27 protein-coding genes, 1 tRNA gene, 1 pseudogene and 1 other annotated feature are annotated in these 26099 nt (G+C 59.4%); of the genes and pseudogenes, 17 read left to right on the top strand and 12 right to left on the bottom strand.

Translation table 11 applies throughout. The features are described 5' to 3' along the window. From ACMUJL_RS08930 to ACMUJL_RS08920, 3 genes are read right to left on the bottom strand one after another with little or no spacing between them, the layout of a single operon-like run. A complete protein-coding gene (locus tag ACMUJL_RS08930; protein ID WP_375568861.1) occupies positions 1 to 576 on the bottom strand; it encodes a HupE/UreJ family protein in 576 nt (191 codons plus the stop codon). A gap of 38 nt (positions 577 to 614) precedes the next feature. Next, positions 615 to 917, bottom strand: a complete 303-nt coding sequence (locus tag ACMUJL_RS08925; RefSeq protein WP_068293667.1) for an urease subunit gamma — start codon at positions 915 to 917, stop codon at positions 615 to 617. 1 nt (position 918) lies between these two features. Next, complete coding sequence (locus ACMUJL_RS08920) at positions 919 to 1719, bottom strand: urease accessory protein UreD (RefSeq protein WP_375568863.1); 801 nt, start codon at positions 1717 to 1719, stop codon at positions 919 to 921. Positions 1720 to 2112: 393 nt separating this feature from the next. Here ACMUJL_RS08920 and ACMUJL_RS08915 point away from each other — a divergent pair. Continuing rightward, positions 2113 to 2189 (top strand) — tRNA-Met (locus tag ACMUJL_RS08915). Between the two features lie 314 nt (positions 2190 to 2503). On the opposite strand, the gene ACMUJL_RS08910 is transcribed toward ACMUJL_RS08915, so the two are convergent. After that, positions 2504 to 2986, bottom strand: a complete 483-nt coding sequence (locus tag ACMUJL_RS08910; RefSeq protein ID WP_375568865.1) for a MarR family winged helix-turn-helix transcriptional regulator — start codon at positions 2984 to 2986, stop codon at positions 2504 to 2506. 91 nt (positions 2987 to 3077) lie between these two features. Here ACMUJL_RS08910 and ACMUJL_RS08905 point away from each other — a divergent pair, with 91 nt between their 5' ends. The 3 genes from ACMUJL_RS08905 to ACMUJL_RS08895 are packed head-to-tail and all read left to right on the top strand — an operon-like array spanning position 3078 to position 6887. Further along, complete coding sequence (locus ACMUJL_RS08905; RefSeq protein WP_375568867.1) at positions 3078 to 3968, top strand: MBL fold metallo-hydrolase; 891 nt, start codon at positions 3078 to 3080, stop codon at positions 3966 to 3968. Positions 3969 to 4005: 37 nt separating this feature from the next. Continuing rightward, positions 4006 to 4968: a TAXI family TRAP transporter solute-binding subunit gene (locus ACMUJL_RS08900; RefSeq protein ID WP_416914227.1), complete on the top strand. Its 963-nt coding sequence runs from the start codon at positions 4006 to 4008 to the stop codon at positions 4966 to 4968. A gap of 23 nt (positions 4969 to 4991) precedes the next feature. After that, positions 4992 to 6887: a TRAP transporter permease gene (locus ACMUJL_RS08895; RefSeq protein ID WP_375568871.1), complete on the top strand. Its 1896-nt coding sequence runs from the start codon at positions 4992 to 4994 to the stop codon at positions 6885 to 6887. A gap of 318 nt (positions 6888 to 7205) precedes the next feature. On the opposite strand, the gene ACMUJL_RS08890 is transcribed toward ACMUJL_RS08895, so the two are convergent. From ACMUJL_RS08890 to ACMUJL_RS08875, 4 genes and pseudogenes are all read right to left on the bottom strand, one after another. Then, positions 7206 to 8350 (bottom strand): IS3 family transposase gene (locus tag ACMUJL_RS08890; protein ID WP_375568873.1). Its coding sequence is split into 2 segments (ribosomal slippage): positions 7206 to 8098 and positions 8098 to 8350, totalling 1146 coding nucleotides; the frame shifts between segments, so codons are not numbered across the junction. Positions 8351 to 8426: 76 nt separating this feature from the next. Next, positions 8427 to 8582, bottom strand: a pseudogene (locus ACMUJL_RS08885) (IS5/IS1182 family transposase); the annotation flags it as partial. 261 nt (positions 8583 to 8843) lie between these two features. Then, entirely contained in the window at positions 8844 to 10133 is a 1290-nt protein-coding gene (locus tag ACMUJL_RS08880) for an ATP-binding protein (RefSeq protein WP_416914226.1), read from the bottom strand. Then, entirely contained in the window at positions 10126 to 10833 is a 708-nt protein-coding gene (locus ACMUJL_RS08875; RefSeq protein ID WP_375568877.1) for a response regulator, read from the bottom strand. The genes ACMUJL_RS08880 and ACMUJL_RS08875 overlap by 8 nt, the downstream gene beginning before the upstream one ends. A gap of 144 nt (positions 10834 to 10977) precedes the next feature. Here ACMUJL_RS08875 and ACMUJL_RS08870 point away from each other — a divergent pair, with 144 nt between their 5' ends. From ACMUJL_RS08870 to ACMUJL_RS08850, 5 genes are all read left to right on the top strand, one after another. After that, a complete protein-coding gene (locus tag ACMUJL_RS08870) occupies positions 10978 to 11421 on the top strand; it encodes an EF-hand domain-containing protein (RefSeq protein ID WP_416914225.1) in 444 nt (147 codons plus the stop codon). A 36-nt stretch (positions 11422 to 11457) separates the two neighbouring features. Further along, positions 11458 to 12294: a type 1 glutamine amidotransferase domain-containing protein gene (locus tag ACMUJL_RS08865; RefSeq protein WP_375568881.1), complete on the top strand. Its 837-nt coding sequence runs from the start codon at positions 11458 to 11460 to the stop codon at positions 12292 to 12294. Positions 12295 to 12338: 44 nt separating this feature from the next. Next, complete coding sequence (locus ACMUJL_RS08860; protein WP_375568883.1) at positions 12339 to 13502, top strand: MBL fold metallo-hydrolase; 1164 nt, start codon at positions 12339 to 12341, stop codon at positions 13500 to 13502. 7 nt (positions 13503 to 13509) lie between these two features. Beyond that, positions 13510 to 13701, top strand: coding sequence for a hypothetical protein (locus ACMUJL_RS08855; RefSeq protein WP_375568885.1), 192 nt, complete (start codon positions 13510 to 13512; stop codon positions 13699 to 13701). A 64-nt stretch (positions 13702 to 13765) separates the two neighbouring features. Continuing rightward, on the top strand, positions 13766 to 14566 hold the full coding sequence (locus tag ACMUJL_RS08850; RefSeq protein ID WP_416914224.1) for an SDR family NAD(P)-dependent oxidoreductase: 801 nt from the start codon (positions 13766 to 13768) through the stop codon (positions 14564 to 14566). 95 nt (positions 14567 to 14661) lie between these two features. Here ACMUJL_RS08850 and ACMUJL_RS08845 read toward each other — a convergent pair whose 3' ends face one another. From ACMUJL_RS08845 to ACMUJL_RS08835, 3 genes are all read right to left on the bottom strand, one after another. After that, a complete protein-coding gene (locus ACMUJL_RS08845; RefSeq protein ID WP_375568889.1) occupies positions 14662 to 15057 on the bottom strand; it encodes a helix-turn-helix domain-containing protein in 396 nt (131 codons plus the stop codon). A 962-nt stretch (positions 15058 to 16019) separates the two neighbouring features. Beyond that, positions 16020 to 16826 (bottom strand): hypothetical protein, encoded by an 807-nt coding sequence (locus tag ACMUJL_RS08840; RefSeq protein ID WP_375568891.1) that lies wholly within the window; start codon positions 16824 to 16826, stop codon positions 16020 to 16022. Between the two features lie 238 nt (positions 16827 to 17064). Continuing rightward, positions 17065 to 18293 (bottom strand): IS3 family transposase gene (locus tag ACMUJL_RS08835; protein WP_375568893.1). Its coding sequence is split into 2 segments (ribosomal slippage): positions 17065 to 18005 and positions 18005 to 18293, totalling 1230 coding nucleotides; the frame shifts between segments, so codons are not numbered across the junction. After that, positions 17896 to 18012, bottom strand: a sequence feature (AL1L pseudoknot). Its footprint overlaps the gene before it by 117 nt. Here ACMUJL_RS08835 and ACMUJL_RS08830 point away from each other — a divergent pair. From ACMUJL_RS08830 to ACMUJL_RS08820, 3 genes are all read left to right on the top strand, one after another. Continuing rightward, entirely contained in the window at positions 18292 to 18627 is a 336-nt protein-coding gene (locus ACMUJL_RS08830; RefSeq protein WP_416914442.1) for a hypothetical protein, read from the top strand. The genes ACMUJL_RS08835 and ACMUJL_RS08830 overlap by 2 nt on opposite strands. Continuing rightward, positions 18585 to 19265, top strand: coding sequence for a tyrosine-type recombinase/integrase (locus ACMUJL_RS08825; RefSeq protein ID WP_416914223.1), 681 nt, complete (start codon positions 18585 to 18587; stop codon positions 19263 to 19265). The genes ACMUJL_RS08830 and ACMUJL_RS08825 overlap by 43 nt, the downstream gene beginning before the upstream one ends. Before the next feature lie 91 nt (positions 19266 to 19356). Continuing rightward, a complete protein-coding gene (locus ACMUJL_RS08820; protein WP_375573962.1) occupies positions 19357 to 19623 on the top strand; it encodes an SH3 domain-containing protein in 267 nt (88 codons plus the stop codon). 239 nt (positions 19624 to 19862) lie between these two features. On the opposite strand, the gene ACMUJL_RS08815 is transcribed toward ACMUJL_RS08820, so the two are convergent. Beyond that, positions 19863 to 20792: a LysR family transcriptional regulator gene (locus ACMUJL_RS08815; protein WP_416914222.1), complete on the bottom strand. Its 930-nt coding sequence runs from the start codon at positions 20790 to 20792 to the stop codon at positions 19863 to 19865. 164 nt (positions 20793 to 20956) lie between these two features. Between ACMUJL_RS08815 and ACMUJL_RS08810 the strand changes: the two genes are divergently transcribed. From ACMUJL_RS08810 to ACMUJL_RS08790, 5 genes are read left to right on the top strand one after another with little or no spacing between them, the layout of a single operon-like run. After that, complete coding sequence (locus ACMUJL_RS08810) at positions 20957 to 22066, top strand: CaiB/BaiF CoA transferase family protein (RefSeq protein WP_416914221.1); 1110 nt, start codon at positions 20957 to 20959, stop codon at positions 22064 to 22066. Next, entirely contained in the window at positions 22063 to 23016 is a 954-nt protein-coding gene (locus tag ACMUJL_RS08805) for a hydroxymethylglutaryl-CoA lyase (protein ID WP_375568901.1), read from the top strand. The genes ACMUJL_RS08810 and ACMUJL_RS08805 overlap by 4 nt, the downstream gene beginning before the upstream one ends. A gap of 26 nt (positions 23017 to 23042) precedes the next feature. Then, a complete protein-coding gene (gene dctP / locus ACMUJL_RS08800; RefSeq protein WP_375568903.1) occupies positions 23043 to 24029 on the top strand; it encodes a TRAP transporter substrate-binding protein DctP in 987 nt (328 codons plus the stop codon). A 6-nt stretch (positions 24030 to 24035) separates the two neighbouring features. Continuing rightward, positions 24036 to 24557 (top strand): TRAP transporter small permease, encoded by a 522-nt coding sequence (locus ACMUJL_RS08795; protein WP_375568905.1) that lies wholly within the window; start codon positions 24036 to 24038, stop codon positions 24555 to 24557. Next, a complete protein-coding gene (locus tag ACMUJL_RS08790; RefSeq protein WP_375568907.1) occupies positions 24557 to 25840 on the top strand; it encodes a TRAP transporter large permease in 1284 nt (427 codons plus the stop codon). Before ACMUJL_RS08795 ends, ACMUJL_RS08790 begins: the two co-directional genes overlap by 1 nt. The last annotated feature ends 259 nt before the right edge of the window (positions 25841 to 26099 follow it).

The following is a 26099-nucleotide window of genomic DNA, read 5'->3' as shown; positions in this document are numbered from 1 at the left end:
TCAACCAAAGGCCACAAGCGCGGTGCCAAGGGCGGCCACCGTCCCCCCGATCCCACGCAGTGCAGCACCCTGTGCAAGCCGCGCCAGACCCAGACCAAGCAGCAGGCCCGCGCCATGCAGCAGGGTCGTGGACGTGGCGAAGCCGAGCAGATAGGCCAGCGCGCCTGCGCCACCCATCTCGGTGCCATGGGCATGGCCATGGAACAGTGCCAGCCCGGCAACTACCGCCATGCCTGCCGTCAGCGGCAGGCGAACGGCCATCGCCACCAGAACACCCATGATGATGACCGAGGTCAGGATCATCGGCTCGACCATCGGCAGCGGAATTCCCGCCAACGACAGCACGAAACCAAGCACCATCGCCCCCACAAAGGCCATGGGCACGGCCCAGATCGTCCGTCCGCCAAGCATCGCGGCCCAAAGCCCCACGGCCACCATCGCCAGCACGTGATCGGCGCCAAAGATCGGATGCGTGAACCCTGCCGCAACCGAGCCATGGGCGACCGGATCGACATGGGCCAGCGCAGGGCTGGCGGCAAGTGTCAGCAAGGAGGCGGTGAAAAGTCGTTTGAACATGATTGCGGTCCCTTCGTTGTACCTGTGTCCTGTGCCATTCAGCGGATCGGATTGTGGACGGTCACCAGCTTGGTGCCGTCGGGAAATGTCGCTTCGACCTGCACCTCGTGGATCATTTCGGGCACGCCCTCCATGCAGTCGGCGCGGGTGATCACCTGCGCGCCCGCCTGCATCATGTCCGCAACGGAGCGGCCGTCGCGGGCACCTTCCACCACGGTATCGGTAATCAGGGCGATCGCTTCGGGATGGTTCAGCTTGACCCCCCGCGCCAGGCGCTTGCGCGCCACCTCGGCGGCCATGGCGACCAGCAGCTTGTCTTTTTCTCTCGGGGTCAGGTTCATCTCAGATCATCCATGTTCGGGGCAGGGGCCCATCGTTCAGCAGTGCCAGCACCGGGATCAGGCTCCGGCGCAGTTCGAAACTGTCACGCGCCGTCATGCGCAGGAACAGCAGGCCCGGCCGGATCAGCGAAGCGCCAGCCTGCGCGGGCAGCTGCGGGCGCAACCGTTCAAGAAAGGCGGGCGCTGCGCTGCTGCCGGCCTGCGTCGCCAGAAGGACAGAGGCTACCGCAACCGCACCCTGTCCTAGGGCGCTGCGGCGCAACAGCGCCGAGGCGTCTCCGCCAAGGCGCGTCCGGTCTATGAACAGGGGCTGCCCATCGCGCCAGACGGAAATACGATCAGACAGGTCCAGTTTTCCGACATGTTCGCCCATGGCGGTCCGGCCAAAGACCAGCGTTTCGACCAGCAGGCACTGCGCATCATCGGCAAGATCGACCCTGAGCCTGCGGTCCAGGCGCGCATCATCGAAAAGGATCGTCTCTTGCGGCAACCAGTCCAGCCTGCCGCCGGCCTCGACCGTGACGCGTGTGCTGACGCGACCGGGTGCGGTGCCGCTGGCGCGGTAGATGCGTTCGGCGGCCTGCGTGGTCAGGCTCAGCCGGCTACCCGCGCCGATCCGCGCCTCGACGCGCAGGTCGTCGCCACCCGTGATCCCGCCGGATGTATTGACCAGAACCGCGCTCAGGCGATCCGCCGGTCCACGCGGGAACAGCGCCTTGAGGCAGCCCGAATGCCGCAGATCGCCCAATACCGATGTGGCATTGTCCGTCCGATGCTTCGATTGCAGAAGAAGCGTGCCCACTGCGCGTGGCGGGCCGGCGCAACTGGCAGGCGGTAGAATCTGCACAGCGTCCAGAATGGCCGCCTCCCTTGGTTCGCTTGGTTGCGTGCCCTGCGGCGCATGTGCCGACAGTCACGCTTCGATAACGGACGGATCATGGCGGGCCGTATGCGCGAGAGACATAGACCCCAATGGTTTCAGGCGGGCAATTCGAAGGGTTCGCCTATTTTTTTCCCGCAATGACTAATTTTTAAGCATTTTGGGAAGGGAGGCCCAATCTTGGGCCGCGTTCTGCAGGCGTGGCATGGTCTGATGCCCGGGCCGCTAAGCTGTCGCTTTTTCCGCAAAGAAGGTGCGTGTTGCTGTTTGGCCCTTGACGGGCCACCCGCGCTTTCGTAAAGCGCAACTCGCTTCGGCGGAGTAGCTCAGTTGGTTAGAGCAGCGGAATCATAATCCGCGTGTCGGGGGTTCGAGTCCCTCCTCCGCTACCAAGCATTTCCTAACAAACTTCTTCTGATCGCTGGTCCTGATACCTCAGCCTGAAAGCATAGCCTTTCAAAGGCTCAGTGCCGGCTTGTGTCGTATGCTGTTCTGCCTTTCCTGGGCGCTATGGCCGGAAAGCGGACCTTCGCTGCGCGTACGATCAGTCAAAACCTCTAGCGGAAAGCGGTCCTTGGTAGCCCCACTAATCAACCGCACCCACACGCAAGGGAAACCCCTATCCCGCTGATCAAGGGCGACGACCAGCTTTGCTATGAGACGCAATTGGGGATCCGATCCCAAACTTGTTGGATCACAAAGTCGGCTAATACTTCTCGACTCGGTGCACGTTGTCTTTGATCCGCTGCAGCAGTCGCATCAGCGTTTCCAGTTCCTCTTCGGAGATGCCGTCAAGGTTGACCAGGTAAACTTTCGAGACGATGGCGACCGCGGCGCGAAACTTCTCAAGACCCGCATCAGAAAGAACCGAACGCTTGCGGCGCTTGTCCAAGTCGGTCTGACATTCGTTCACAAGCCCCCGCTCGGTCAGCCGGCTCAAGCACCTGCTGACCTTGAAACGGTCGAAGACCGTGATTTCGGTCAGGTCGTTGACAGTCAGCCCACCGCGCTCATGTAGCGCGCCGATCACGCGCCATTCGATCGGTGTGATGTCGATCTTCTCCAACTCGCGCTCAAGGTTGACTTGGTTCCGGCGTTGAATAGCGGCGAAATAGTGCATGGGATAATCGGAAAAACGGAAAGCCTCACCCGCCCCTCCGGGCTGCCTCAGTCTTTCAAGCAATTTCATCAGAAATCTCCGTTTGCGGCGAATCGTATTTATTAATATGTGTATAGTATGTGCATAGTATGTGCAAATACTCATAATGGAGGTCGATCCTGTGAAGATTACCTTGTTGGGAACTGGCGCCGCATTGATCGACCCCGATCGCGCTCATACCGCGATCGCGGTGCAAATCGACGAAAAGACCTATCTGCTCGACATCGGGACCGGCGCAACACGCAACATGATCGCCGCGAACATTGACCCGCTCTCGGTCGAGGCGCTGTTTCTGACGCATCTGCACTTTGACCATGTTGCCGACCTTCCGGTCTTTGTGATCGGCAGCTGGATGAGCGGGCGAAAAGGTGCGCCGGTCATCTATGGGCCGCAAGGCACCCAATCCATGGTTGACAATCTGTTCCAGGGCGGGGCGTTCGATGTGGATATCCGCGCCAGGGCCCAATACGCGCAGCGCCAAGGCAATCTGGAGGTTCTGCGCCCCGATGTTCGCCCGCTGTCGTCCGGGCTGGCGTTCGAAAACGAACAGGTCAAGGTCACCGCGATGCCGGTCGAACACATCCCGCCCGATATCTGCGGATGTTTCGGCCTGAAGCTGGAAAGCGGTGGTAAGACACTCGTGTTCAGTAGCGACACTAAGGCGCTTCCGCAGATGGTGGACTTCGCCCGTAATGCGGATCTGCTGATCCATGAAGCGACCTTTCCCGAAGCCGCGATTGCATTCCGAGCCAGCAACGGGATCGGCACATTCTCGCACACCAGTCCGCGTGAACTGGGGCGGATCGCCAGGGATGCCGGTGTAAAGCATCTGATCGCCACGCATATCGGGCATTGGGACAGCACCAACCCGATCGTCAAGAGACTCGCCGCGCAGCACATGCCGGTCGAGATCATGGGGCCGCAACTGATCGACCAGGTCATTGCGGATATTCGCGAGGCCTATTCCGGCCCGCTGCAGATCGCCCGTGACCTCATGTCAATCAGCCTTTGACTTAACCAGAAAACAAACCAGACAGGGAGTATCCGCCATGACACTGCGATTGAAGACTACCGCCTTGCTTGCCGCAGCCCTCGCGCTCGGCACTGCGTTCTCCGCCGCGGCCCAGACTGTGGGCATCGCGTCGAACCCCCAAGGTTCTGCCGCCTATGCGACCGCTGCGGCGATTGCCAAGGTGGTTTCCGAAAACTCCTCTATGAGGATGCGGGTCATTCCGCAGGGGGGGCCGGTCGTGACCATCCCTCTCGTCAACACCGGCGAGATGGAGTTCTCTGTGTCGAATTCGATGTCCCTGTTCTTCGCACAAAAAGGGGCGGCGATGTTCAAGGACAACCCTCAGCCGGGCGTCAAAATGGTCGCTTCGCTTTACAATCTGAATGTCGGATTCTTCGTGAAGGCGGACTCCGATATCCTCACCCTTGAAGATCTGAAGGGAAAGCGCGTATCCAGCGAGTTCACAAAGCAGCGCGTCCTACACACGATGCAGGAGGCGATCCTCGCGACGGCAGGGATGACGCTGGACGATGTCCAAGGCGTGCCGGTTCCCTCGGGCGACCGCGGCGTGGAGGACTTCGTAGCGGGCAATGTCGATGCAGGTCTGTTCTCGCTCGGCTCCGGGGCGCTCCTTCAGGCCGATGCATCAGTCGGGGGCATCCGTTTCCTGCCGATCGCCACCGATGACGCCACACAGGCTGTGCTTGTCGCCAAGGCGCCAGGCAGCTACATTGAAACCGTCGCGCCCGCGGAAGGCCTTGTCGGAATAACCGAGCCGACCGGCATGTTCGCTGGCCCTTTCGTGATCCTCGCCGGCGACAATACCCCCGAAGACATGGTCTATGAGGTGACAAAGCTCATCCATGGCAATGCCGAGACCCTGAAGGCCGCAGCACCGCAATTCGCGCAATTCAATCCCGCGAACATGGCGCCCGACCTGAAGATCGAGATGCATCCCGGCGCGATCCGCTTCTACCGGGAAATCGGGTTGCTGCCGTAAAACGGGATCGGGGTGGAAGGATCATGAAAAACGTCATCGTCACAAGCCTTTCGGCAGCCCTTCCGCTTCTTGCGATGGCCTGGGCGATGCAGCTTTTCCGCACGCTTGGGCTGGCACTGTTCGCAGAGCAGGTGCTGATGGCAATCCTGGCGCTGACACTGCCTCTTGCTTTCCTGACCCTGTCCATTAAGGGCGGTCAGCGCGGACAGGACAGCAAGGTTCCCGCATATGACATCCTTGCCGCTGTGCTTGGTTTTGCCGCGGCGGCCTATGCCGCTGTGACGTATGGCCGGATTTTCGAAACTCTGTATCTGCGGCCGCTCGATGCCACGGTCGCTGGGGCGGTCCTGATAGTTCTTGTGCTTGAGGCGCTACGGCGCGCGACGGGAAACTTCCTTGCCCTCGTCGTGGTCCTCTTTCTTGCCTACGCCTTGCTCGGACATCTTGTGCCCGGTGACCTGCAAGGGCGGCAGGTCGCGCTTGACCGGTTGATCGTCTACCTTGCCATGGACAGCAACGGCATGTTGGGGATGGCCCTGATGGTGACGGTGACTGTGGTCATCATGTTCGTCCTGTTTGGCAGCTACCTGACGGCGGCGGGGGGTGGCAGCTTCTTTACCGATCTTTCGATGGCCTCCATGGGTCGCTACCGTGGCGGCAGTGCGAAGATCGCGGTCGTCGCCTCGGCCCTGTTCGGGTCAATCTCGGGCAGTGCCGTGGCCAACGTGGCGTCCACAGGGGTCATCACGATTCCCCTGATGAAGGACGCCGGCTTTCGAAACCGCATCGCTGGGGCTGTCGAAGCTGTGGCCTCGACAGGAGGACAGCTCATGCCCCCCGTCATGGGCGCCGCCGCCTTCCTGATGGCCGAGTTGCTGCAAGTCGGCTATGCCGAAGTCATGCTGGCGGCATTGGTGCCTGCGCTGATCTATTTCTTTGCGGTCTTCGTCCAGGTCGATCTGATCGCCGTGCGCGACGGGATCGCAGCTATCCCGTCCGAGCGGATCCCGCAGGGTATGTTCGTCTTCCGACGGGGCTGGTATTTCCTGATCCCGTTTGCCGTGCTGATCGCGGCATTGTTCTGGTGGCGCTTGCAGCCGGGTGAGGCCGCCTTCTGGGCCACCCTGTCGCTTTTGCCGCTTGGCTTGTTCCTGCGCTACGAGGGGCAAGGGCTGAACCCGCGCATTTTGTGGGAAGCCCTGTGCGGGTCAGGCCAGATCGTGGTGGATATCGTCCTGATCGGGGCTGCCGCTGGAATCATCATCGGTGTGCTGAACATCACCTCGCTGGGCTTTGCCCTGACGCTGTCGCTGATCGAATTCGCCGATGGCAGCCTGATCCTTTTGCTGCTCATGTCGGCGGTTCTTTCGGTTATCCTCGGCATGGGAATGCCGACGGTCGGAGTCTACATCCTGCTGGCAACGCTGATTGCGCCCAGCTTGATCGAGATGGGGGTCGAACCGATGGCCGCGCATCTCTTCGTGATGTATTTCGGGATGATGTCGATGGTCACCCCGCCTGTTGCGATTGCCGCATTTACTGCTTCCGTCATAGCCAAGGCACCGCCCGTGGCCACGGCCGTCAGCGCCGTCGGGCTGTCATGGACCGCGATCATTGTGCCTTTCGTGTTCGTCTTCGAGCCCGCGATCCTTCTGTCTGGCAGTATCGACGTGATCATCGTGGAGATTGGCCGGCTAGTTCTGGGTGTCTGGATCGTGTCCGGCGCCCTTGTCGGTCAGCTTTTGGGTCCGCTGACGGGTGTGAAGAGATGGGCCTACGCCCTTGTCGGCATTCTGTCCGTATTGCCCGCGCCGGCGCTGGGCGGCGGGGCGCTTGCCCTTTGGGGGACGCTAGCACTGGCGCTCCTTTGCGTCGGCTCCGATCTTTTGATGACCAAAAGAGCAGCGGGTCGAGCTTGATACGCGCAGGATGCCGAAACTCTCGGCACGGCCTTGATAGACGATATTTCGCTTTCGCATCTGTAGCGAATGTCCGGTCCTGACCAAGAAACGCTGCATCTCGGAGCCGAATCCAACTGCCGCTTTGGGCCGGAAAGGTCTAAGTCTCCGCCGGCCACGCGAAGGGCGGGAAGAAGACATTCGTATTTACCGTCAGCACTGACCCGATCGGTCCAGCGCATCATGTCTCGGTAGTCTTTGTTCTATTAACAGTAAAGGAGCGAGATCCGAGACTTGGTTTGAGGTGCTCCCCATTCCTTGGACAGTATCTGGCGCTTTTTAAGCTCTGATTTGCTCCTGCTGATCGGGTTGGGTTGCTTCGATTTGCAGTGAGTAGACCACTGCTGGTGGTCGGCCGCCAAGGGCTTTGTGCGGGCGGCGGTGATTGTAGAACTCCATCCAGTTGCGGACACCGGCGCGTGCGTGCGATCCGGTCTCCCAGGCATGCAGATAGACGCACTCATATTTCAGGGTTCGCCACAGCCGCTCAATGAAGATGTTGTCCAGATAGCGACCCTTGCCGTCCATCGAGATGCGGATGCCCGACCGACGTAGGCGGTCTGTCCAGGCGAAGGATGTGAACTGAGATCCTTGATCGCTGTTCATAATGTCCGGCGGTCCGAACCGATAGATCGCCTCGTTCAGCGCTTCGACGCAGAAGTCGGCCTCCAGCGTGTTCGATATCCGCCACGACAGAACCATCCGGGTATGCCAGTCCATGATTGCCACCAGATAGAGGAACCCGCGACGCATCGGCAGATAGGTGATGTCCACGCACCAGACCTGGTTTGGCCTGTCCACACGCAGCCCGCGCAGCAGATAGGGGTAAGTCTTGTGCCCTTTCGTCGGCTTGCTGGTGTTGGGTTTCTGGTAGATCGGCATCAACCCCATCAGCCGACGGATGCGCTTCTCGTTCAGCGCATGGCCATCGTTGCGCAGGTGCCAGGTCATTTGCCGAACACCAAAGAACGGGGTCTCCAGGAATTGTTCGTCGATCAGCCGCATCAGCGCAAGGTTCTGCTCCGTCTCTCCCTGCGGCAAATAGTAGAATGACGACCGCGGGATCGATAGCAGTGCGCACTGCTGGCCGATGGACAGGTCCGGATGGTCGCGTTCGATCATACCGCGCCTCACTTCCCGCCCCAGGGCTTGAGCTTTCTTTCCAAAAAAGAGTTGGCCACCGCCAGCTCCCCGATCTTGGCGTGCAAATCCCGGACCTGATCTTCATCGATCACCGGCGCTTTGCGGCTTCCCCGTTCAAAAACACCGGACGCGCCATCCAGCAGCGCCCGTTTCCATTGGTTGATCATCGTTGGATGCACGCCGAACCGGCTCGCCAACTCCGACACGGTCGCCTCGTCTTTCAGCGCTTCCAGCGCCACCTTCGCTTTGAACTCAGGGGCATGCTGCTTTCGTTTCGACATCTTCGATCTCCTTCGTGGTGAAGATCAGCAGACAGCAAATCCGAGCTTACGTCATTGTCCAGTTTTCGGGGGGCACCTCATAACCTCTGTCGGCCAGAAGCCATTGCGCAGGTGGAAGGCTGTTCAGCAATGCCGCTGCACCAGCATAATCGCTGGTCTCGCCTGCGCTCATGAAGAAGCTGATCGGGCGGCCGTTTTCATCTGTGGCCGAAGCCGCGCCATTTGTTCGTCCGTCAGCCAGTAAAGATTGCTCATAATGCCCCCAGAATTTGGGAGTTTGAATTATGCAAGCTTGACAGCCTCAAGCGGATTAATGGGTCTGGAGCCTAGCTGCCTGTGGCGCTATGGGCGGAAAGCGGACGGATGCGGGCTGCGAGCTCGATCCCGGTCGCGTTGGCGGAGGGGGTCCTCGGGTCAAGCCTGCATTCGCCACAAGTCGTTTCTTGTCAGTCCTTTCCCGCGATGAGCCTTCAGTAGCTTCGCGTGGTCCAGCTCATTCACAAACGATGACCTGCGGAATGCGCAGGTGGACGGTGAACATCTCTGCGCCTTGTTCGAACTCCAGGGTGCCCCGATGCGCCGTGGCAACCTGAGCGACAATAGCCAACCCAAGCCCCATCCCCTCTCCGCCGCGAGCGGCATTGCCCCGGGCAAAGGGGCGCATCAGCTCCCGCGTTTCCGTAGGCGATATGCCAGGCCCTGCATCTCGCACGCTGATTGAGAGGTTTCCGTCGCCAATCTGGGCGCTCAGTTCGATTGGAAATTTGCCGTACCTCTGCGCATTGGTTAGAAGGTTGACCACGGCCCGGAGCAAGGCCACCTCCTTCACCCGGATTACGGCGTCCGTTGGTGAATTGAGGACAACAACTTCGGGTTCAGCGCAGGCCTCGATCGCCTGCAGCAACAAGGGCCGCAACTGGACCGCCCTCGTTTCCTCCGCCTCGAATCCGCGGGCAAAATCCAGAGACTGGCCCAGCATGCTTTCGATGTGGATCACGTTGCGCTCGGCCCCTGCGACGAGGTCGGGGTCAGCATCTTTTAGCATCGCCAAGGTCAGGCGCAGCTTCGTGAGTGGCGTGCGCAGGTCGTGACTGATTCCCGCCAGCATCAACGCACGGTCGACCTCGGCCGCCCGAAGGCGCACGGACATGTCGGTCAGGGCTCTGGACACCGCAGCGATTTCCCGAGGACGCTTTATATCGCTGCGATAGGCGTCTGACGGTTTGGACATGCGGCCAACGGACTCCTCGAGGTGCTTCAGCGGCAGGGAGATCCGGCGTTGCAGCGCGATACCGCCGGCAAGGGCGGCGAGCAGGGCAATCCCGGACGCGAGCGCAAGACCTGCGACCGGATCGATTGCCGGCAAGGCCTTGAGCGACAGCCAATAGGGCGTGTCCGCTGTCACCATACGAGCCCAGACCCGGCCCTCGGCATCAATGAGAACGGCTGTGTCCCGAATCCCGTGCCGGTCCGACAACACTCTAAGGAAGTAATTAGACAACCAGCTGCGCTGCAAGTTCGCGTCTGCAGGCGCGGTGTCGGCAACGAGGACATTGGGCGCTTCACCCGCGCGAAGGGCTTCGGCAAAGTGGATCTGCTGAAACGGGTCCATCTGCCTGAATGACAACTCGAGGCTTCGGAACACCTGTGCGGTATCCGCAGCCGACCGTTCGATCTGGGGACGCAGGACAAGGCCAAAGATCAGCACGAGCGAGACCAGCAGCGCGCCCAGGATTGCGGTCGCAAGGACGGCGATGTTCTGTTTGAGGAGGGAATCAAGCACCGTCGGATACCAAGACGTAGCCCACGCCCCACACCGTCTTGATCAGTTCGGCGTCACCTGCCCCATCGCCGATTGCGCGCCGCAGCCGGGCGATTTGCACATCCACGGCGCGGTCCGTGACTTCGGCGTCGCGCCCAAGCGCGCGGTCGATCAACTGCGCCCGGCTGAGCGGGCGACCACGGCTGCGCACCAGCGCCGCCAGAAGGCCGAACTCCCGGCTGGACAGCTTCAGTGCCGCGCCATTGCGCATAACCGTCCGGGTCGAGAGGTTGATCTCAAGCGACCCGAGGGTGACGGTTTCATCCGTAGACGTGTCGATCTGACCCCGCGTCCGTCGGAGCACAGCCGAGAGACGTGCAACCAGTTCGCGGGGCTCGAAGGGTTTCGGCAGATAGTCGTCCGCGCCGGACTCGAGCCCAATGATGCGGTCGATCGGATCACCCCTCGCCGTCAGCATCACAATCGGCGTCATGTCGGCCGCCGCACGCAGGCGCCTGCAGATGGCCAGGCCGTCTTCGCCCGACATCATGAGGTCGAGAACGATGACATCTGCCGTGGTCCGCGATAGTTCCCTGTCAAGCGCGCTGCCACCGTCCACGGCTCGGGTGTCAAAGCCGTGCTCGGTAAGGAACCGGCGCAACAGCGCGCGGAGTTCGGGGTCGTCGTCGACGACGATCACGCGGTCCGGTTTGGCGTTCATGTTATCGTCATTACCACGGTTGCCCTTTGGTGGGCAGTGCCGGGTTGTTGCAAGATGTGTCAACGGGCGCGCCCTGTCATCTTTTGACACACATGGGTGGACATCTGAAACAACCTTGAAATGTCGCACTCGTATTTTCACTGCATGGTTGATCGAAGAAGAGTTGCGTATGCCGAGGGAAAAATGCTCCGAACAATCCTGCTGTTCACAACCGTTTTGCTTGCTGCCGGTCCTGTCTCTGCACAGTCGGCAGAGCCGATCCGGCAGGTTCTGGCTGATTTCGACCGGATCGATGCCGATGAAGATAGCGTAATTTCGATCGTCGAATACCGCGATCTTCAGATTGCCCGGTGGCCACGGATCGACCGCAATGGCGACGGCTATCTGACCGACGACGACTTCCCGCGCTTTGCTGCTGCGCGCGCCAGAAGGCTCTTGGCCGAGGTGACCGATCTCGACGCAAACGGCGACGGTCGGATCAGCCGGGACGAATTCGTAAATGGACCGGCACCCCTGTTCCGTCAAGCCGACCGGAACGACGACGGAGTCATGACCCGTACCGAACTCGAAGCGGCGGCGGCCAAATGAAAAACCCGTGGCTGTAATGATATTGAAAGGTAAACCATGAGACAGAAACTGGCCATCGCGGCAGGAATATTGACACTGTCGGTTGCCCTCATCCTCGTATTCCTGACGCAAATCCTGAGCGCTATCGGCTTTCACCCGCACTATGAGCGGCGGGAATTCGACCTTGCCGGGAAACGGGCACTTATCATTGCGACAAATCATGACGCGCTCGGCGATCCCGAGGATGGTGTGGCAACGGGTGTTTATGGGTCGGAGCTGACAATCGCCTATTACGAATTCTTGGACGCCGGCATGGCGGTCGATATCGCCGGTGTCGAAGGCGGCGCAATCCCCTTTGAACCGATCAGCCTGCGTTGGCCCCTCGCGACCGCCGCTGATTATCGCTATATGGCCGATGCCGACGCCCGGAACAAAACGACCAATTCGCTCAAGATCGCTGACATCGATGTCACACAATACGACATCATCTTCATGGCGGGCGGCTGGGGCGCGGCCTATGACCTCGGCACCAGTCACGAACTGGGCGAAGCAATCACACAGGCCTACGCCGCAGACATCTTGCTGGGTTCGGTTTGCCACGGCGCTCTGGGATTCTTGATGGCACGAGATATCGATGGAAGCCCGTTGGTCGAGGGGCGCACCATGACAGGTGTTACCGACAAGCAGGTCGACGAACTGGGGATCGGAATCACCCCGCAACATCCCGAGAGGGAACTTCGGGCCCAAGGCGCAAACTTTGTCAGCGCCTCCGCGTTCCGTGACTTCTTCGCTACGTATGTCGCCGTCGATGGCAACATTGTCACCGGGCAAAACCAGAATTCGTCGGGCGAAACGGCACAGAAGTTGCTCGCGTTGCTGGCAGCGGGGGGCTGACCCGATGGCATTCGAAAACTCATAGATCCAAGTTGGTAACAATCATGACCAATGACAAACGAAAGACCCGTCCACCAGTAACTGAGGCGAGTTCCCAAGTGGAAGCATCCTCCATCGGTCTCTCGCGTAGGGATATCTTGACTGGCGCGGGACTTGGCGCTTCTGGTTTGCTGGTGGCTGGGGCCGCGCATTTCATGAACAATCTACCGGACACGGCGATCCAGCGTCTCATTGCGACAGGGGTTGGAATTGACCGAACCGAGGATCTTTTCGCTCAGGACGCCTTGCACGTCATTACGACAGGCACCGGTGCGCCCCTCCCAGATCCCAAACGCGTCGGCCCACAAACCGTGGTAATCGCGGGCGACCAGTTTCTGGTGTTCGACACTGGGCCCGGCAGCACACGTCAGCTTGCATTGACCGGGCTGAACATCAGTTCGGTCAGTGCGCTGTTTCTGACGCATTTCCACTCGGACCATATCAGCGATCTGGGCGAATTCATGCTTCAGCATTGGACCATGTCCGGCGTCTCCGAGCCGTTGAACATCTACGGCCCCCCCGGCGTCGAAGAGATCGTGGCCGGGTTCCTGGCCGCGTATCGGCTGGATCGCAGTTATCGCGTCTCGCACCACGGTGCAGACGTCATGCCCCCGAACGGATTTGGCGGTGTGGCGCATACCTTCGATCTGGGCACGGACCTGATGTCGAGCGCCATTGTCTACGAATCCGGCGATGTTCAGGTCATTGCTTTCAACGTCGACCATCCCCCGGTGGTTCCGGCCGTCGGGTTCCGGGTGAATTACAAGGGCCGGAGCATCATGATCACGGGCGATACCATTTACTCGGACAGCCTGATTCACCACGCAAGGGGGGCTGACGTGATGGTTAGCGACGCGTTGAACCACAAGATGTCACAATGGGTCGCCGAGGCCGGAGAAGACTTGGACAACAATCTGTCTTCCGTGGCCGAGGATATTCAGGAATCCCATATTCGCCCCGATGAGGCCGCGGTCGTTGCCCGCGAAGCCGGTGTGCCGGTGCTGCTCATCACCCATGTTCTTCCCCCAGTGCCCGATATCCTGATCAATCCGTTCCTGCGGGATGCGCGCGCCGTCTACAGCGGCGAGATCCGGATGGCCAACGACGGGACCTTGATCACTTTGCCGGTCAATTCTGATCAGCATTCCATCCGCGAACTTCTGGCATAGGTGCGTCATGCTGCGTGAGGAAAACTACATCCGCGCCGTGCTGGTCGTCTTTTGGCTGCTCATTCTCAGCCGCATACCTGCTTTCATCAACGGCACAATGGACGCTATGACCATCGTTTCGACCGTTGTCGAGTTGGGCTTCTTTATGTGGGGGGTGGTGATCCTGTGGACATCGGCGCCACGCGCACATCAATCTTGACATATGAAGGCAAAAGAAGCGCACACCAGCTAAGGGCGCGACCATGGGGATGCAAAAACCAAGGATGAAAGCCGACTCATTCAGAAAATCCATCCTGATCACCGGTGCCGGAACGGGCATCGGCAGGGACACCGCCAAAGCCCTCGTCGAGCGCGGGCACAAAGTCTATGCCACAACGCATCATGACGCAGAGGTCGCTTCTTTGCGAGACGCGTTGGGCGGCGATGCCGAAGTGTTCAGGCTCGAGATCACGGACCCGCAAGACCGGGCGAAGATCGCCGAACTCGATATCGATGTCCTTATCAACAACGCCGGGCAAGGCGAGTCTGGGTCTCTGGCCGAAATCGACATCGACCGGGTGCGGAGACTGTTTGAAGTCAACCTGTTCTCGTCGCTGGAACTGACGCAGATTGCCATTGGAACGATGATTGAACGCGGCGGCGGAACTATCATCTTCATCAGCTCGGCTGTCGGACGGATTCCTTTCCCGTTCCTGATGCCCTACGGAATGACGAAGTTTGCGCTTTCGGCCGCCGCCTCCGGTTTGCGTTCCGAAATGAGAACTCTGGGCAAGGGTATCCACGTCTCGGTGATAGAGCCTGGAGCGTTCCATACTGGATTTAATCAAAGATTGTGGAGCAGCCGGTTTGAATGGATGGACAACAGTTCCATCTTTTCGGCGAGTCAGATCGAGACCATGAAGTCTGACTCCACCAGGACCCTGCGCTGGATCGAAGCCAAATCGACAGTGTCGATCGTCAACAAGATCGTTTCCGCATCCGAGGCCAAGACCCCGAGACTGCGCTATGTAGCGCCATGGTACATGGCCATTGTCGTTCGCTTGTTGCGGATCCTCGGGGCGTGACACTCAATGGGTCGTGCAGATGCCAAAGCCGACGTGTGATGCTCAATGCTTGGCAAGTGCGTGCAGATCGCGTTCTCAATTCGCCGCTTGCCATATCAGGCCGCCTTTGCCGCCAAAGCCAGAAGTCCTTCCAGAGCCTGCTTGAAGGGGCCCTCCACCTCGATCTCGTCCCGCATGCTGGCCATACGGAACATCGTGAGGATCCCAAGTTCGGCATCCGAAAGCGGAAGGCCAAGGACATCGACCAGAACTTCATGAACGCCGGGATGATACTCCTCGATCGCAATCATCAGAAACAGGCGTTCGTCCATACCCAGGGTCTGGGCCAGCGAAGGGATCCTATCCAGCGGGACACGAGTTTCACCGGTCTTGAGCATCGAGATGATATTGGCGTTCTTGAAGCCGACACGATCGGCGATCTCACGCTGGGTCAGTTCGGATTTTTCGATAGCGTCCGCAAGCATCATCGCGGTGGGGCTGATGGTCGTCATGTGCATCTCCTGTGCAAGTGTGTCTCATGCACAGTGATAGTCTGATCGCTGGGGTCCGCGGGTGGCGAGCGGATCGGTTCAGGCTGTTGGCGACGGTGCTTTTCCCGCGCTCCAACACTTGGGCTGCCCGCGGCAAATGAGTTCGGTTTTGCAGGCGACAAACCCCTACGGAGAACAGCGTTTTCGCGTAGGGTTTACGTAGGGGTTACATATGGGTTTTGGGCTTCGGTGCTTCTGCGTGGTGCATAGATGCAGCATTGTCCGGTGTTCCTAGCTGTCCTGAGCCGCCGCTGACCGCTCTCTCCAAGGTTCCGATACCGATCCTGATTTTCCTGCCGCCAAGGCCTTATCAGGCATACACCTCTCTCTAGGACTTCGGAGTTCCAAGGGTGAACGGCTTTCGGCGAGGCGCTTGCCTTTCCCTATCGACGGCGGCCGATCTGTATGTGGCATGATGCGCTGATCCCATGCCAAGGTATGGCAGATGCCACCTTTTGCCCATCCGACTGATCTGAACTATCAGGCGGCCAATGGTTCAACTCGAGGACAAGCCTGTCACATGGCAAAGATAGAGATCCCACTGGCATTCAGGGAACGTCCAGTTTGGCCCAAAGACGAGCCGGCACCCAGCATCAGTTACATCGTTGAACCGTATCAGCCACAGCCCGGGCGATCGGTGCAGAAGGTTTTAACGGATCGAAAGCTGCTGAGACCATTGATCGACCTGAACGCATATAGCTGAATAATCTATAACTTACTCTTCTTCTTATTTACTAAATAAAGGCGCGAAGGCGAATTCTTGGAAAAAGCTCCGTCTGGGCAAGACCCCTCTCTCCAGCCTTTCATGCACGGACAGGGCTGCTGGATCCGAGGATAAGTTCCAGACCCTCATATCCTTGCAGGGGCTATGGTCTCTGTATTGGCCTATCTCTTGCGTGCACTCTTCACAGTGTGTCAGAGCATTACGCTTCGGCAAGTGGTCGGTTTGTCATCTGCAGACGTTTCTGCTTCCTCGCTTCCTGCTTCTGTCTCAGTTCTTCTCGTTGCCTGTCATGCTCTGCTGCGGTCTGCAGCACCCGTGATACCGTTATTGTCTGCCACCTGCCTCTGCCTGAAGGTGTTGGTATGCCAGCTTCATTCAGTTGTCGGGCGAGGGCAGCGAGGTTGGATCGATCGTTGTCGGGCAGGCTGTCCCTGATCTTGTCTATCTTCTGCCTCAGATTAACGGCTTTGCGCCGGGCGAGGGCAGTCTTGGCTGCGTTGGCCTTTCGTGAAGCTGCTTTGCTCTCATCCGGGTCCTTGCTTGCAGCAGCCTTCTTCGCCTTTGAGCTTCTGTCTAACCGCTTGGCCGCTTCTATGCTGGCGAGACGGAACAACCCGACTGCACCTATGCCAAGGATCGTGTTGTGTTGCCGGATGCTGAACATCTCTGGCAAGTGGGCAGCAAGGAACTCAAGCTGCTTTCCGATACTACCCGAGTGCGCGGAACTGATCAGGCGGGTGAAGTCCTCGATGATGACGCCTTTTCCTGCCGGGTTGGTCTTCAGGATTTCAGCAAGCGTGCTCTCCGGTATGACGTGCTCATCACCGGGCTGCCTGCTGAGCACGTTGCGGTGGCCGACAGTGATGCCTGCCAACTGCTCGTATACCGAAAGGCTCACGATCTGGGATCTGACATCGGCAGTCTTCAGTAGAACGTCTTGCTTCACCTTCGCCAGATCACCGTAATAGACGATTACACTTCTGAATGAGGAGCTTGTGTTTGTCATGTTTCATTACATTCCAAAATATCACGGAATGTAATTCACCGACTCTGCTCACGCTGTCAACAACCCATGACGAAATCTGAACTTTCTGCAGTCCTGACAGGGAAACAGCCCGACGGACGTGACCCGATGTTGTATAATGATCACAGCAACATAGCCTGAAGGAAACCCTCATGAGCAGAAGTATCAAAACCGTCCGGGATGAACCGCGCCGGGTTTGCCGGAGGCTGATTGACGTTAGTTACGCGGCCACGGGTTCAGTTTCCAGAGCTGCGTAGAAGTTTGCTTCGGCTTCTGCGGGCGGGATGTTCCCGATAGGCTCGAGCAGGCGGCGGTTGTTGAACCAGTCGACCCATTCGAGTGTTGCGTATTCGACGGCCTCGAAGCTGCGCCACGGGCCGCGACGGTGGATGACCTCAGCTTTGAACAGGCCGTTGATCGTTTCGGCGAGGGCGTTGTCATAGCTGTCGCCGACGCTGCCCACAGAAGGTTCGATACCCGCCTCTGCCAGCCTTTCGGTGTATTTGATGGACAGGTATTGGCTGCCTCGGTCGCTGTGATGCACCAGCCCCATGCCTTTGACCGGGCGACGTTCGTGGACCGCCTGTTCTAATGCATCAAGGACGAAACCGGCGTGAGGGGAGGTGCTGACGCGCCAGCCAACGATCCTCCGAGCATAAGCATCGATCACGAAAGCCACATATGCGAACCCCTTCCAGGTTGCGACGTAGGTGAAATCACTGACCCACAGCATGTTCGGCGCGGGCACCCGGAACTGGCGGTTCACTTTGTCCAGCGGACAGGGCTGCTTTTTGTCGGGGATCGTCGTTCTGTGAGGCTTGCCTCGGATAATGCCCTGAATATCCATATCCTTCATCAACCTCGCGACCGTGCAGCGAGCGACAGTAAAGCCCTCGCGGCGCAGCTGGTGCCAGACCTTGCGCACGCCGTAGACGCTCCAGTTCTCCTCGAAGACACGCCGGATCTCTGGTCGCATCGTCTCGTCCCGGCGCGCGCGATCCGACCGCCGGGTTGGATCGGCCCTCTTGGCCAGATGATCATAATAGGTGGACGGGGCGATCGGCAGCACGTTGCAGATCGGCTCGACCCCGTGCGCATCACGATGCGCGTTGATAAAACCCACCATCACTTCGACCGGCGGTCGAGCTCCGCCAGCGCAAAATAAGCCGACGCCTTGCGCAGTATCTCATTCGCCTGGCGCAGCTCGCGGTTCTCGCGTTCCAACGCCTTCATGCGCTCGGCCATCTCGCTGGAGACGCCCGGACGCTTGCCGCCATTGACCTCGGCCTTCTTGACCCAGTCGTTCAGGGTCTGGGGTGCGCAGCCGATCTTCGCCGCAATCGACATAATCGCCTGCCAACGCGACCCGTGCTGACCCTCATTGTCAAAGACCAGTCGCACCGCGCGTTCACGCACTTCAGGGGAAAACTTGTTCGTTGTCTTGTTCATGATGCTCCATCCTAATCAGGAGTTGGAGCCTCCGGCAAACCCGGCGCGGTTCAGGGACGCATGTGAAGCCTGGCTGAAAGAGTGTCAGCGCAACAACCTCGAACGTGCCACCATTCGCAGCTATCGCGGGCATGTAGAACATCACATTGACAAGAAGATTGGGGTTCTGCTGGTCGCCGATCTGACGCGTGGTGACATCGCCGGATTCATGGATGATTTGCAGGATGAGGGCCTGTCTCGTGCCATGACCCGCAAGGTGCTGGAAGTCTGCGTTCTGCTCTCGACAAGGCCATGCAACTGGACTGGATCGACCGGAACGTTGCGCGTGACGTAAAGCTCAAGCGGAACCGGCGGGATGAAGACGAACGCACCATCCCGACCAAGGACGAGATCAGAACGATGATCGGCAATGTCCCTGACCGCCACCGTCCCCTGATCGTCACGGCCATCTTCACGGGCATGCGGATCAGCGAACTGCGGTGGCTCACGTGGGACTGCGTCGACTTTGACGCCAGGTTGATCCACGTCCAGAAGCGTGCCGACCGCTTCAACGAGATGGGCAAGCCCAAAAGCCGCACAAGCAAGCGGAGCATTCCGATGGCCCCGATCGTGCATGACACCTTGAAGGCATGGACGTCGGTCTGCGCGCGTGGCGAACTGAACCTCGTCTTCCCCAACGGCAAGGGAAACATCGAGAACCACTCGAATATCCACAACAGGGTCTTCGTGCCCCTTCTGCTCGAGAACGGGATTGTCGATGACGCGGGCAAGCCGAAGTTCAGCTTTCATGCCCTGCGACACGCTGCGGCGTCTCTCTTCATCGAGCAGAACTGGCCCCCGAAGAAGATCCAGTCCCTGATGGGACATTCCTCGATCAACATGACGATGGACGTCTACGGACACCTGTTCCACAACCCGGAAGATGATGTCGAGATGTTCGCGAAGATGCAGAACGATCTGCTGGCAGCGTGAACGACAACAGCCTGGACTAGGATTTGGCGCGTTGTCTGGCTACTGGTAGGAAAACAAACGAGGTCAGATCATGTTCCGTAGCAGCTACTCGATGATTGTCGCTTTGATGCTTGTTGCCAGCTGCGGAGACGGGGCCATGGGCAACACTGTGGTCAAAGGCGCCGGGCCAGACGAAATGCTGAAGTTGCGGGCGGGGCCGGGGCTTGGATATCGCGTGATCCTGGGCCTGCCTGACGGAACATCGCTCTATCGCCATGGCTGTGTGACCGAAGTGGGTCAGCTCTGGTGTCGCGTCTCGCTCACGGACGCGCCGGGGATAAAGGGCTATGTTTCTGCCGACTACCTTTCATCACGCTGATTGAGTCCAAACTGATCGATGCTTGCTTCTTTGGTGCTAACGGCTTCATCGGCCTTCTAACACCCAAAGATCACATCAAGAAACTCGTGAAGATAGAGAATGATCTGACCAGATCTGATCGAAGGCATTGAAAACAGGGGAAATCATGATGCGCGCGTTATGGGTTCGAGTTCCCTGATCCGCTACCGAACCTTTCCTGGCAAATAATCAAGAGGTATTCTGGCGTTTCTCGCCGGTGCTCAGAGAAGCAATTGAGCATTCCATCGGCCTTCACGGACAGCGCGCTGCACGAGTTCAAGGACCAATTCGCAGATCGCTTCGGTTGCATATGTGGGAGGCCGAGAGGCAAGATTACAGAGATAAAGCGTGCGGGAGAGTGTGGGAGAGACGATTGGCCTTGCGCGAACAGTTCCTCGATCAAGCTGCTCCTGCATGAAAAGCTGTGTGCCGATAACGCAGCCTAGCCCTGCCTCAACCGCGCCCCCGATTGCCTGAACCGAGTTCATCTGGAGAATGGCGCGCGCTTCGATCTTCTTTAGAAGCGTCATGTCATCCATGATCGCTCGGGCCGATACCCCCTGACGCACAAGGATGATCGGCAGTTCAAGCAGTTCGGCAAAGGTGATCGGTGCATCTGTGTCACCGATGATTTCAGGGCGGCCGACGCATACCATGGTTTCCTCGAGCACGGGCTGAATACGTAGGGTCGCATCGACTGGTGGGTTGTAGATCAGCGCCATGTCCACGTCCGAAGCCAAGAGTAGCGGCAGCGCCGCTCCGGATAGGCTTTCGCTGAGGACAAGCCGCACGGCCGGGTAATCGCGCAGCACCGTCGATAGAAGATCCAGCCCTATGGCCTTAACCCCGGAATAGGACATGCCCACAGCAACCTGTCCGGCGATCCTTCGTTCGGAATTGCGTAGATCTGTCTGGGCCGCCTCAATGGCCTTGAGGATGGATCTGGCATGTTCGTAAAGCCGCAGGCCAGCGGCTGTCGGCTCCATTCCTCGTGGCTTGCGCCGAAACAGCTGAGTATCCAACTGCCCCTCGAGCTGGTTGAGATGATGACTGAGCGCCGAGGCCGCCACGCGCAACTCCTCGGCCGCACGGTTGAGCGAGCCATGTTCGAAGATGGCGGCGAAATAGCGAAGCTGGCGTGTGTCAAGCATTCTGGTTTTTCGAACGTTGCGTTGAATACTCTCTAATTTCCCTAAGACAGTGCCTTGGTTATGGTTTGATTCCAAGGAGGAAATATCATGCCAGAACAGTTCCAGCCGCTTGCCGGGATACGGGTTGTCGAGATGACTATATGATTATGGGGCCATCAAGCGGGATGTTTCTTGCTTTTCTTGGAGCCGAAGTGATCAAGGTCGAGCCGCCGGAGGGCGACAAGACGCGCGACCTCACTGGAATGGGGCGCGGCTTTTTCCCAACATTCAATCGTGGAAAGAAAAGCGTCACCCTGGATCTGAAGACAGATGCAGGGGTTGAGGCGCTGCACGCACTTCTGGAAACGGCGGATGTGTTCATCGAAAACTTCCGCGATCAGAGCCTCGCGCGCATGGGCATGGCACCCGATACCCTGCGTGAACGCTATCCTGGCCTGATCGTGTCCTCGCTCAAGGGGTTTCTCAAGGGGCCTTACGAAAACCGCACCGCGCTGGACGAGGTCGTCCAGATGATGACCGGCATGGCCTACATGACTGGACCGACAGGGCGACCATTGCGGATCGGATCTTCGGCCAATGACATCATGGGCGGTCTGTTCGGGGCTTTCGCAGTGCTGGCAGCGCTCTATCAGCGACGGACGGACGGGCAGGGGCACGCGGTCCGCACCGGCCTTTTCGAGAATTGCCTGCTTCTGGTCGCCCAGCACATGGTGCAGTTCGATATCGAGGGGCGTGAAGCTCCGCCGATGCCCGAACGCGAGTTCTCTTGGGCCGTCTACGATATCTTCGAAACCCGCGAGGGGCGCCAGATCTTTGTTGGTGCCGTGACCGAAGGCCAATGGGTGACTTTGTGCAACCTTTTGGGCTTGTCGCACTTGCTCAATGATCCGCGCCTTCAGACCCGGATGGACCAGATCGATGCCCGGCACTGGACCCTTCCTGTCTTTGCCGAGGCAGTCAGGACACAGGGATTTGATGATCTGATCGCGAAATTCGAGGATGCTGGAATTCCTTTTTCGCCTATTCACCGCCCGGCCGAGATGTATGACGATCCGCATGTGCTGCGCGAGGGCGGACTTCTTATGTCGCGCCTGCCGGAAGGTCAGTCCTATCGCGCACCGGGGCTGCCCTTCGAGGTGGATCAGCAGCCTGTCGTCGCTCCCGGCGTCGATGTGCCCGCTGCGGGTGCTGATACCGAAACGGTGCTGCGCGCCCTGGGGCTGAGCGACGCGCAGATCGCACTGGCTCGTGGCACAGGGAGGGCCGTGGCATGAGCAGGCTTTCGCGCGCCTATCCGGCGGATCGGCTCACGCTGCGCGAGGTTGGCCTACGCGACGGGCTGCAACTGGTTGGGACATGGCCGGACACGCAGGCCAAACGTGCCTGGCTGTTGGCCGAAGCCGCCGCAGGTGTGCGTCATTTCGAGATAGGCTCGTTTCTGCCCGCGTCGCGTTTTCCCCAATTCGCCGATATCGAAGATCTGATCGCAACAACTGAGCAAGCAGAGCTGCATTCCGCGGCATTGACCCTGAACGAGCGCGGTGCCGATGCTGCGCTGGCCACGACCGTATCGGAAATGGTGTGCGTCGTTTCAGCGACCGAGGCGCATAGCGAGGCGAACATGCGCCGCTTGCGCGCGGATGCCGTGGATCTTGTGCGGCGGATCGCCCTGCAACGAGACGCGCAGGCCCCGGACAAGATCGTGAATGCCGGGATCGCCATGGCCTTTGGCTGTTCACTGGCTGGTGACGTGAACCCAGCAGACGTTTTGCGGCTGGCGGAAGATTGTCTTAGCGCCGGTGCTGATATCGTGGGCCTGGCCGATACCGTGGGCTATGCGGGCCCTCGTGCCGTGGCGGCGCTTTGCGCAGACATGGCACGGCTTTGTGGAGATCGTCCCTTCATCATCCACCTCCATGATACGCGCGGGATGGGGGTTGCGAATGCGGCAGCCGCACTGGACCATGGTGCACGGGTTATCGACGCCTCGCTGGGGGGATTGGGGGGATGCCCCTTCGCTCCGGGAGCAACCGGAAACGTGGTCTTCGAGGATATTGTTTATTTGGCTGAAACCATGGGATTCCCGACAGGAATTGACCTCGAGGGGCTTAAGAACGTCCGGGTCATCGCAGAGGAGGCGATGCCCGGCGAGGCGTTTCACGGGGCGCTGAACCGCGCCGGGGCGCCGAAAAACGCACACTGGCGGGTCATGCCCGCCGCCTGAATTCGTTTCAAAGGGAGGAAACCAACATGAACCGGATAACGAAAACAGCCCTTGGGCTGGCTTGCCTTGCCTCGACGTCGACAGCGGCCATGGCCGCGACCGAGATGCGCTGCAGCCACCAATTGCCGCCCGCGCACCATATCGCGGTGGTCATCGACCGCTGGGCGGCCGAGGTGGAAACCCTGTCGGGTGGCGAGATCGATGTGCAGATCTTCGGCGCCGACAGCCTTGTCGGCGCGCGCGAGAATATCGTCGCAACGGCCAAGGGCGATATCGAATGTGCATTCTCGCTGAACTTCCAGTGGGGCAAGACCCTGCCCATCATGAATGTCACCGTCGCGCCCTTTGCCTTTGGCGATGTCGATATCTGGCGCAAGTGGCCCACGTCCGAAGCGGCCGCCTTCCTTGAAGAAAAGCTGCTGGAAAAGGGCGTGAAGAACGTGGTCTGGATGTTCCAGACCAATACCAGCGTCTTCACCACCAAGGGCGAGCCGCTGGTTGCGCCCGAAGACTTCAAGGGTCTGAAGTTCCGCGGCCTGACCCCGCCTTTCGATGCGGCCTTTACCGCGCTGGGCGCCACGCCGACGGCGATGCCGGGATCCGAGGTTTACCAGGCGCTTGCGACCGGCGTGATTGACGGGGCCATCACCGATGTGGCCGCAGCTGTGTCGCGCAAGTATTTCGAGGTGCAGGACGCCTTTACCGTGGTGCCGGTCCTGTCAGCCTATCTGCATGGCTATCTGAATCCCAGCTTCTATGACGGGCTGTCCGACGCATCCAAGGCCGCTCTGGCTGAGGCTGGTCTGAAAGCCGCCGAATGGGCGATCGAGGCATCGGTCGCCGCCGGCAATGCAGGGCCCGACCAATTGCGCGAAAAGGGCGTGAAGGTGCATATCGCCACCCCCGAGGAAAACGCGGCACTTGAAGCGGTCATGCGCCCGGCTTTCGACAAGGCTTTTGGTGAAGGCGACGCCGATAGCCAGAAGTTGCTCGACCTCCTGGCAAAAATGTAACCCGCGATGCTGTCCGATAAAACAGGAGGGGCGGCGAACGCCCCTCTTTTCCCAGACCGTCTCGTGGTCGCGCTGGTGCGCTTCTGCGGTGCACTGAGCGCGCTGACGATCCTGTGGATTTTCGCGCAGATCTGCATCGCCGTGGTTTTTCGCTACCTATTGGACCAGCCACTTCAATGGAGTGACGAGATGATCGGTTATTTGCTTGTGGCGGCCGTCATGCTTGGTGCAGCCGAGGCCTTGCGGCGGGGCGATCACATCGCCATCGACCTGATGATCACGCGTCTGTCGCCAGGTGCTGTGCGTTTGCAAAAGGGCTTTGCCCATCTTTGCGTCATGGCTTTTGCAACCGTGATCGGTGTGTCGATATGGGATGCGATCAGTTTCGCGCATGCCTTCGGATCCTATTCAGTGGGCTATATCGAAATCCAGACCTGGATCCCACAGGTACCCGTTCTGGCTGGATCGGTGCTTCTGGGACTGATGGCAGGCCTGGGTCTGTGGCAAACAATACGGGGGCGCAGCTGATGCTGTTTCTTGTCTTCGTCGGGCTGATCCTGTTGTTGCTGACAGGCATCCCGATCTTTGCTGCGCTTGGCTTGACGGCCAGTGCGATCATGCTGCTGGCCGAGGGCGACATCGACGGTCTTGGCAAGGCGGTCTATACCCATCTGGACAAGCCGGTGCTGGCAACGATCCCGCTTTTCGTGTTCATGGCGCAGGTGATGATCCGGGCGCGGGTCATCGACGAACTCTACGACTTTGCTCACAAGATCATCGGCCATGTGCGTGGCGGGCTTGGCGCCGCCACGGTGCTGGCCTGCACCATATTTGCCGCTATCTCTGGATCTTCTGTCGCCACCGCGCTGTCGATCGGCTCCAGTGCGATCCCGCAGATGAAACGCTTCGGCTATCCCGAACGCGATGCATTGGGCGTTGTGGCGGCTGGCGGCACGCTGGGCATCCTGATTCCGCCATCCGGTCCGATGATCCTCTATGCCATCGTGTCCGAGGCCTCGATCGGGGCGCTGTTCCTCGCGGGCATCATTCCGGGTTTGCTGCTGGCTTTGGTCTTTTCGCTTTTCTGCATGGCGCAGGCTCGGACACGGCCCGATATCGACACGCCCGAATGGACTGGCTGGACAGATGTCTCCCGTGCCTTTCGCCGCTCGATCTGGGCATTGCTGGCCCCGCCTGTCGTAATGGGGGGGATCTATCTTGGCATCTTTACGGCAACCGAGGCCGCAGCGGCTGGGTCGCTCTACGCACTGCTTGTCGCCGTTCTGGTCTATCGCAACTTCGGGTTGCGCGACCTGTGGGAGTGCACAATCAGCGCTATGCGGACATCGATGATGGTTTTCATGATCATTGCGGGGGCCGCCATGTTCGGTCATGCGATCACGCTTATCCGCCTTCCTGTGGGCGTGACCGAGGCCGTGACTGGCCTTGGCCTCGGGCCATTGGGGTTCATCCTGATGGTGATGGCGCTGATTTTCGTGCTGGGGATGTTCCTTGAATCCATTGCGATCATCCTGATCACGACACCGATCCTGTTGCCGACGATGGCCGCACTGGGCATCGATCCGATCTGGTATGGCATCCTGTTGATGATCAACCTGGAATTGGCGATGATCACGCCGCCCGTGGGCATGAACCTGTTCGTCATCAAAGGTCTGACGGACGCGCCGCTTTCTACGGTTGTGCGCGGTGCCAGTCCGTTCGTGCTGCTGATGCTGGGAGGGCTCGGTGTCTTGATCGCGGTTCCCGAACTTGCGACATGGCTGCCGACCTTTGCTGGTTTCGGCCGCTAGGGTCATGAACTGTTGAACTGCTTGAGGCATGCGTGCCTGCCCGGTTGCTGCTTCTGAATCAACGGGGCAATGATGAGCAATCTTTTCGGGGTGACAGGCTTGCCCGTGTCCCCGCGTTTCGGTTGTGTTTGAGGCTTCACAGAAAGCGCGCAGGCAGCTTCCTCGACTTTTCATGAGGGTAGGGTGCCCAGCCAAAAGGTGCGCTCTCTAGGGCGATCTCTGCAAACGTGGTTTATCGAGAAAGCTCCTGATGTGGATG

Origin of the sequence: Seohaeicola sp. (assembly GCF_048006315.1) — a bacterium.
Classification (GTDB): Bacteria; Pseudomonadota; Alphaproteobacteria; order Rhodobacterales; family Rhodobacteraceae; genus Seohaeicola.
Note: the sequence above shows the minus strand (reverse complement) of the source record. Positions and strands in the feature narration are given on the sequence as shown.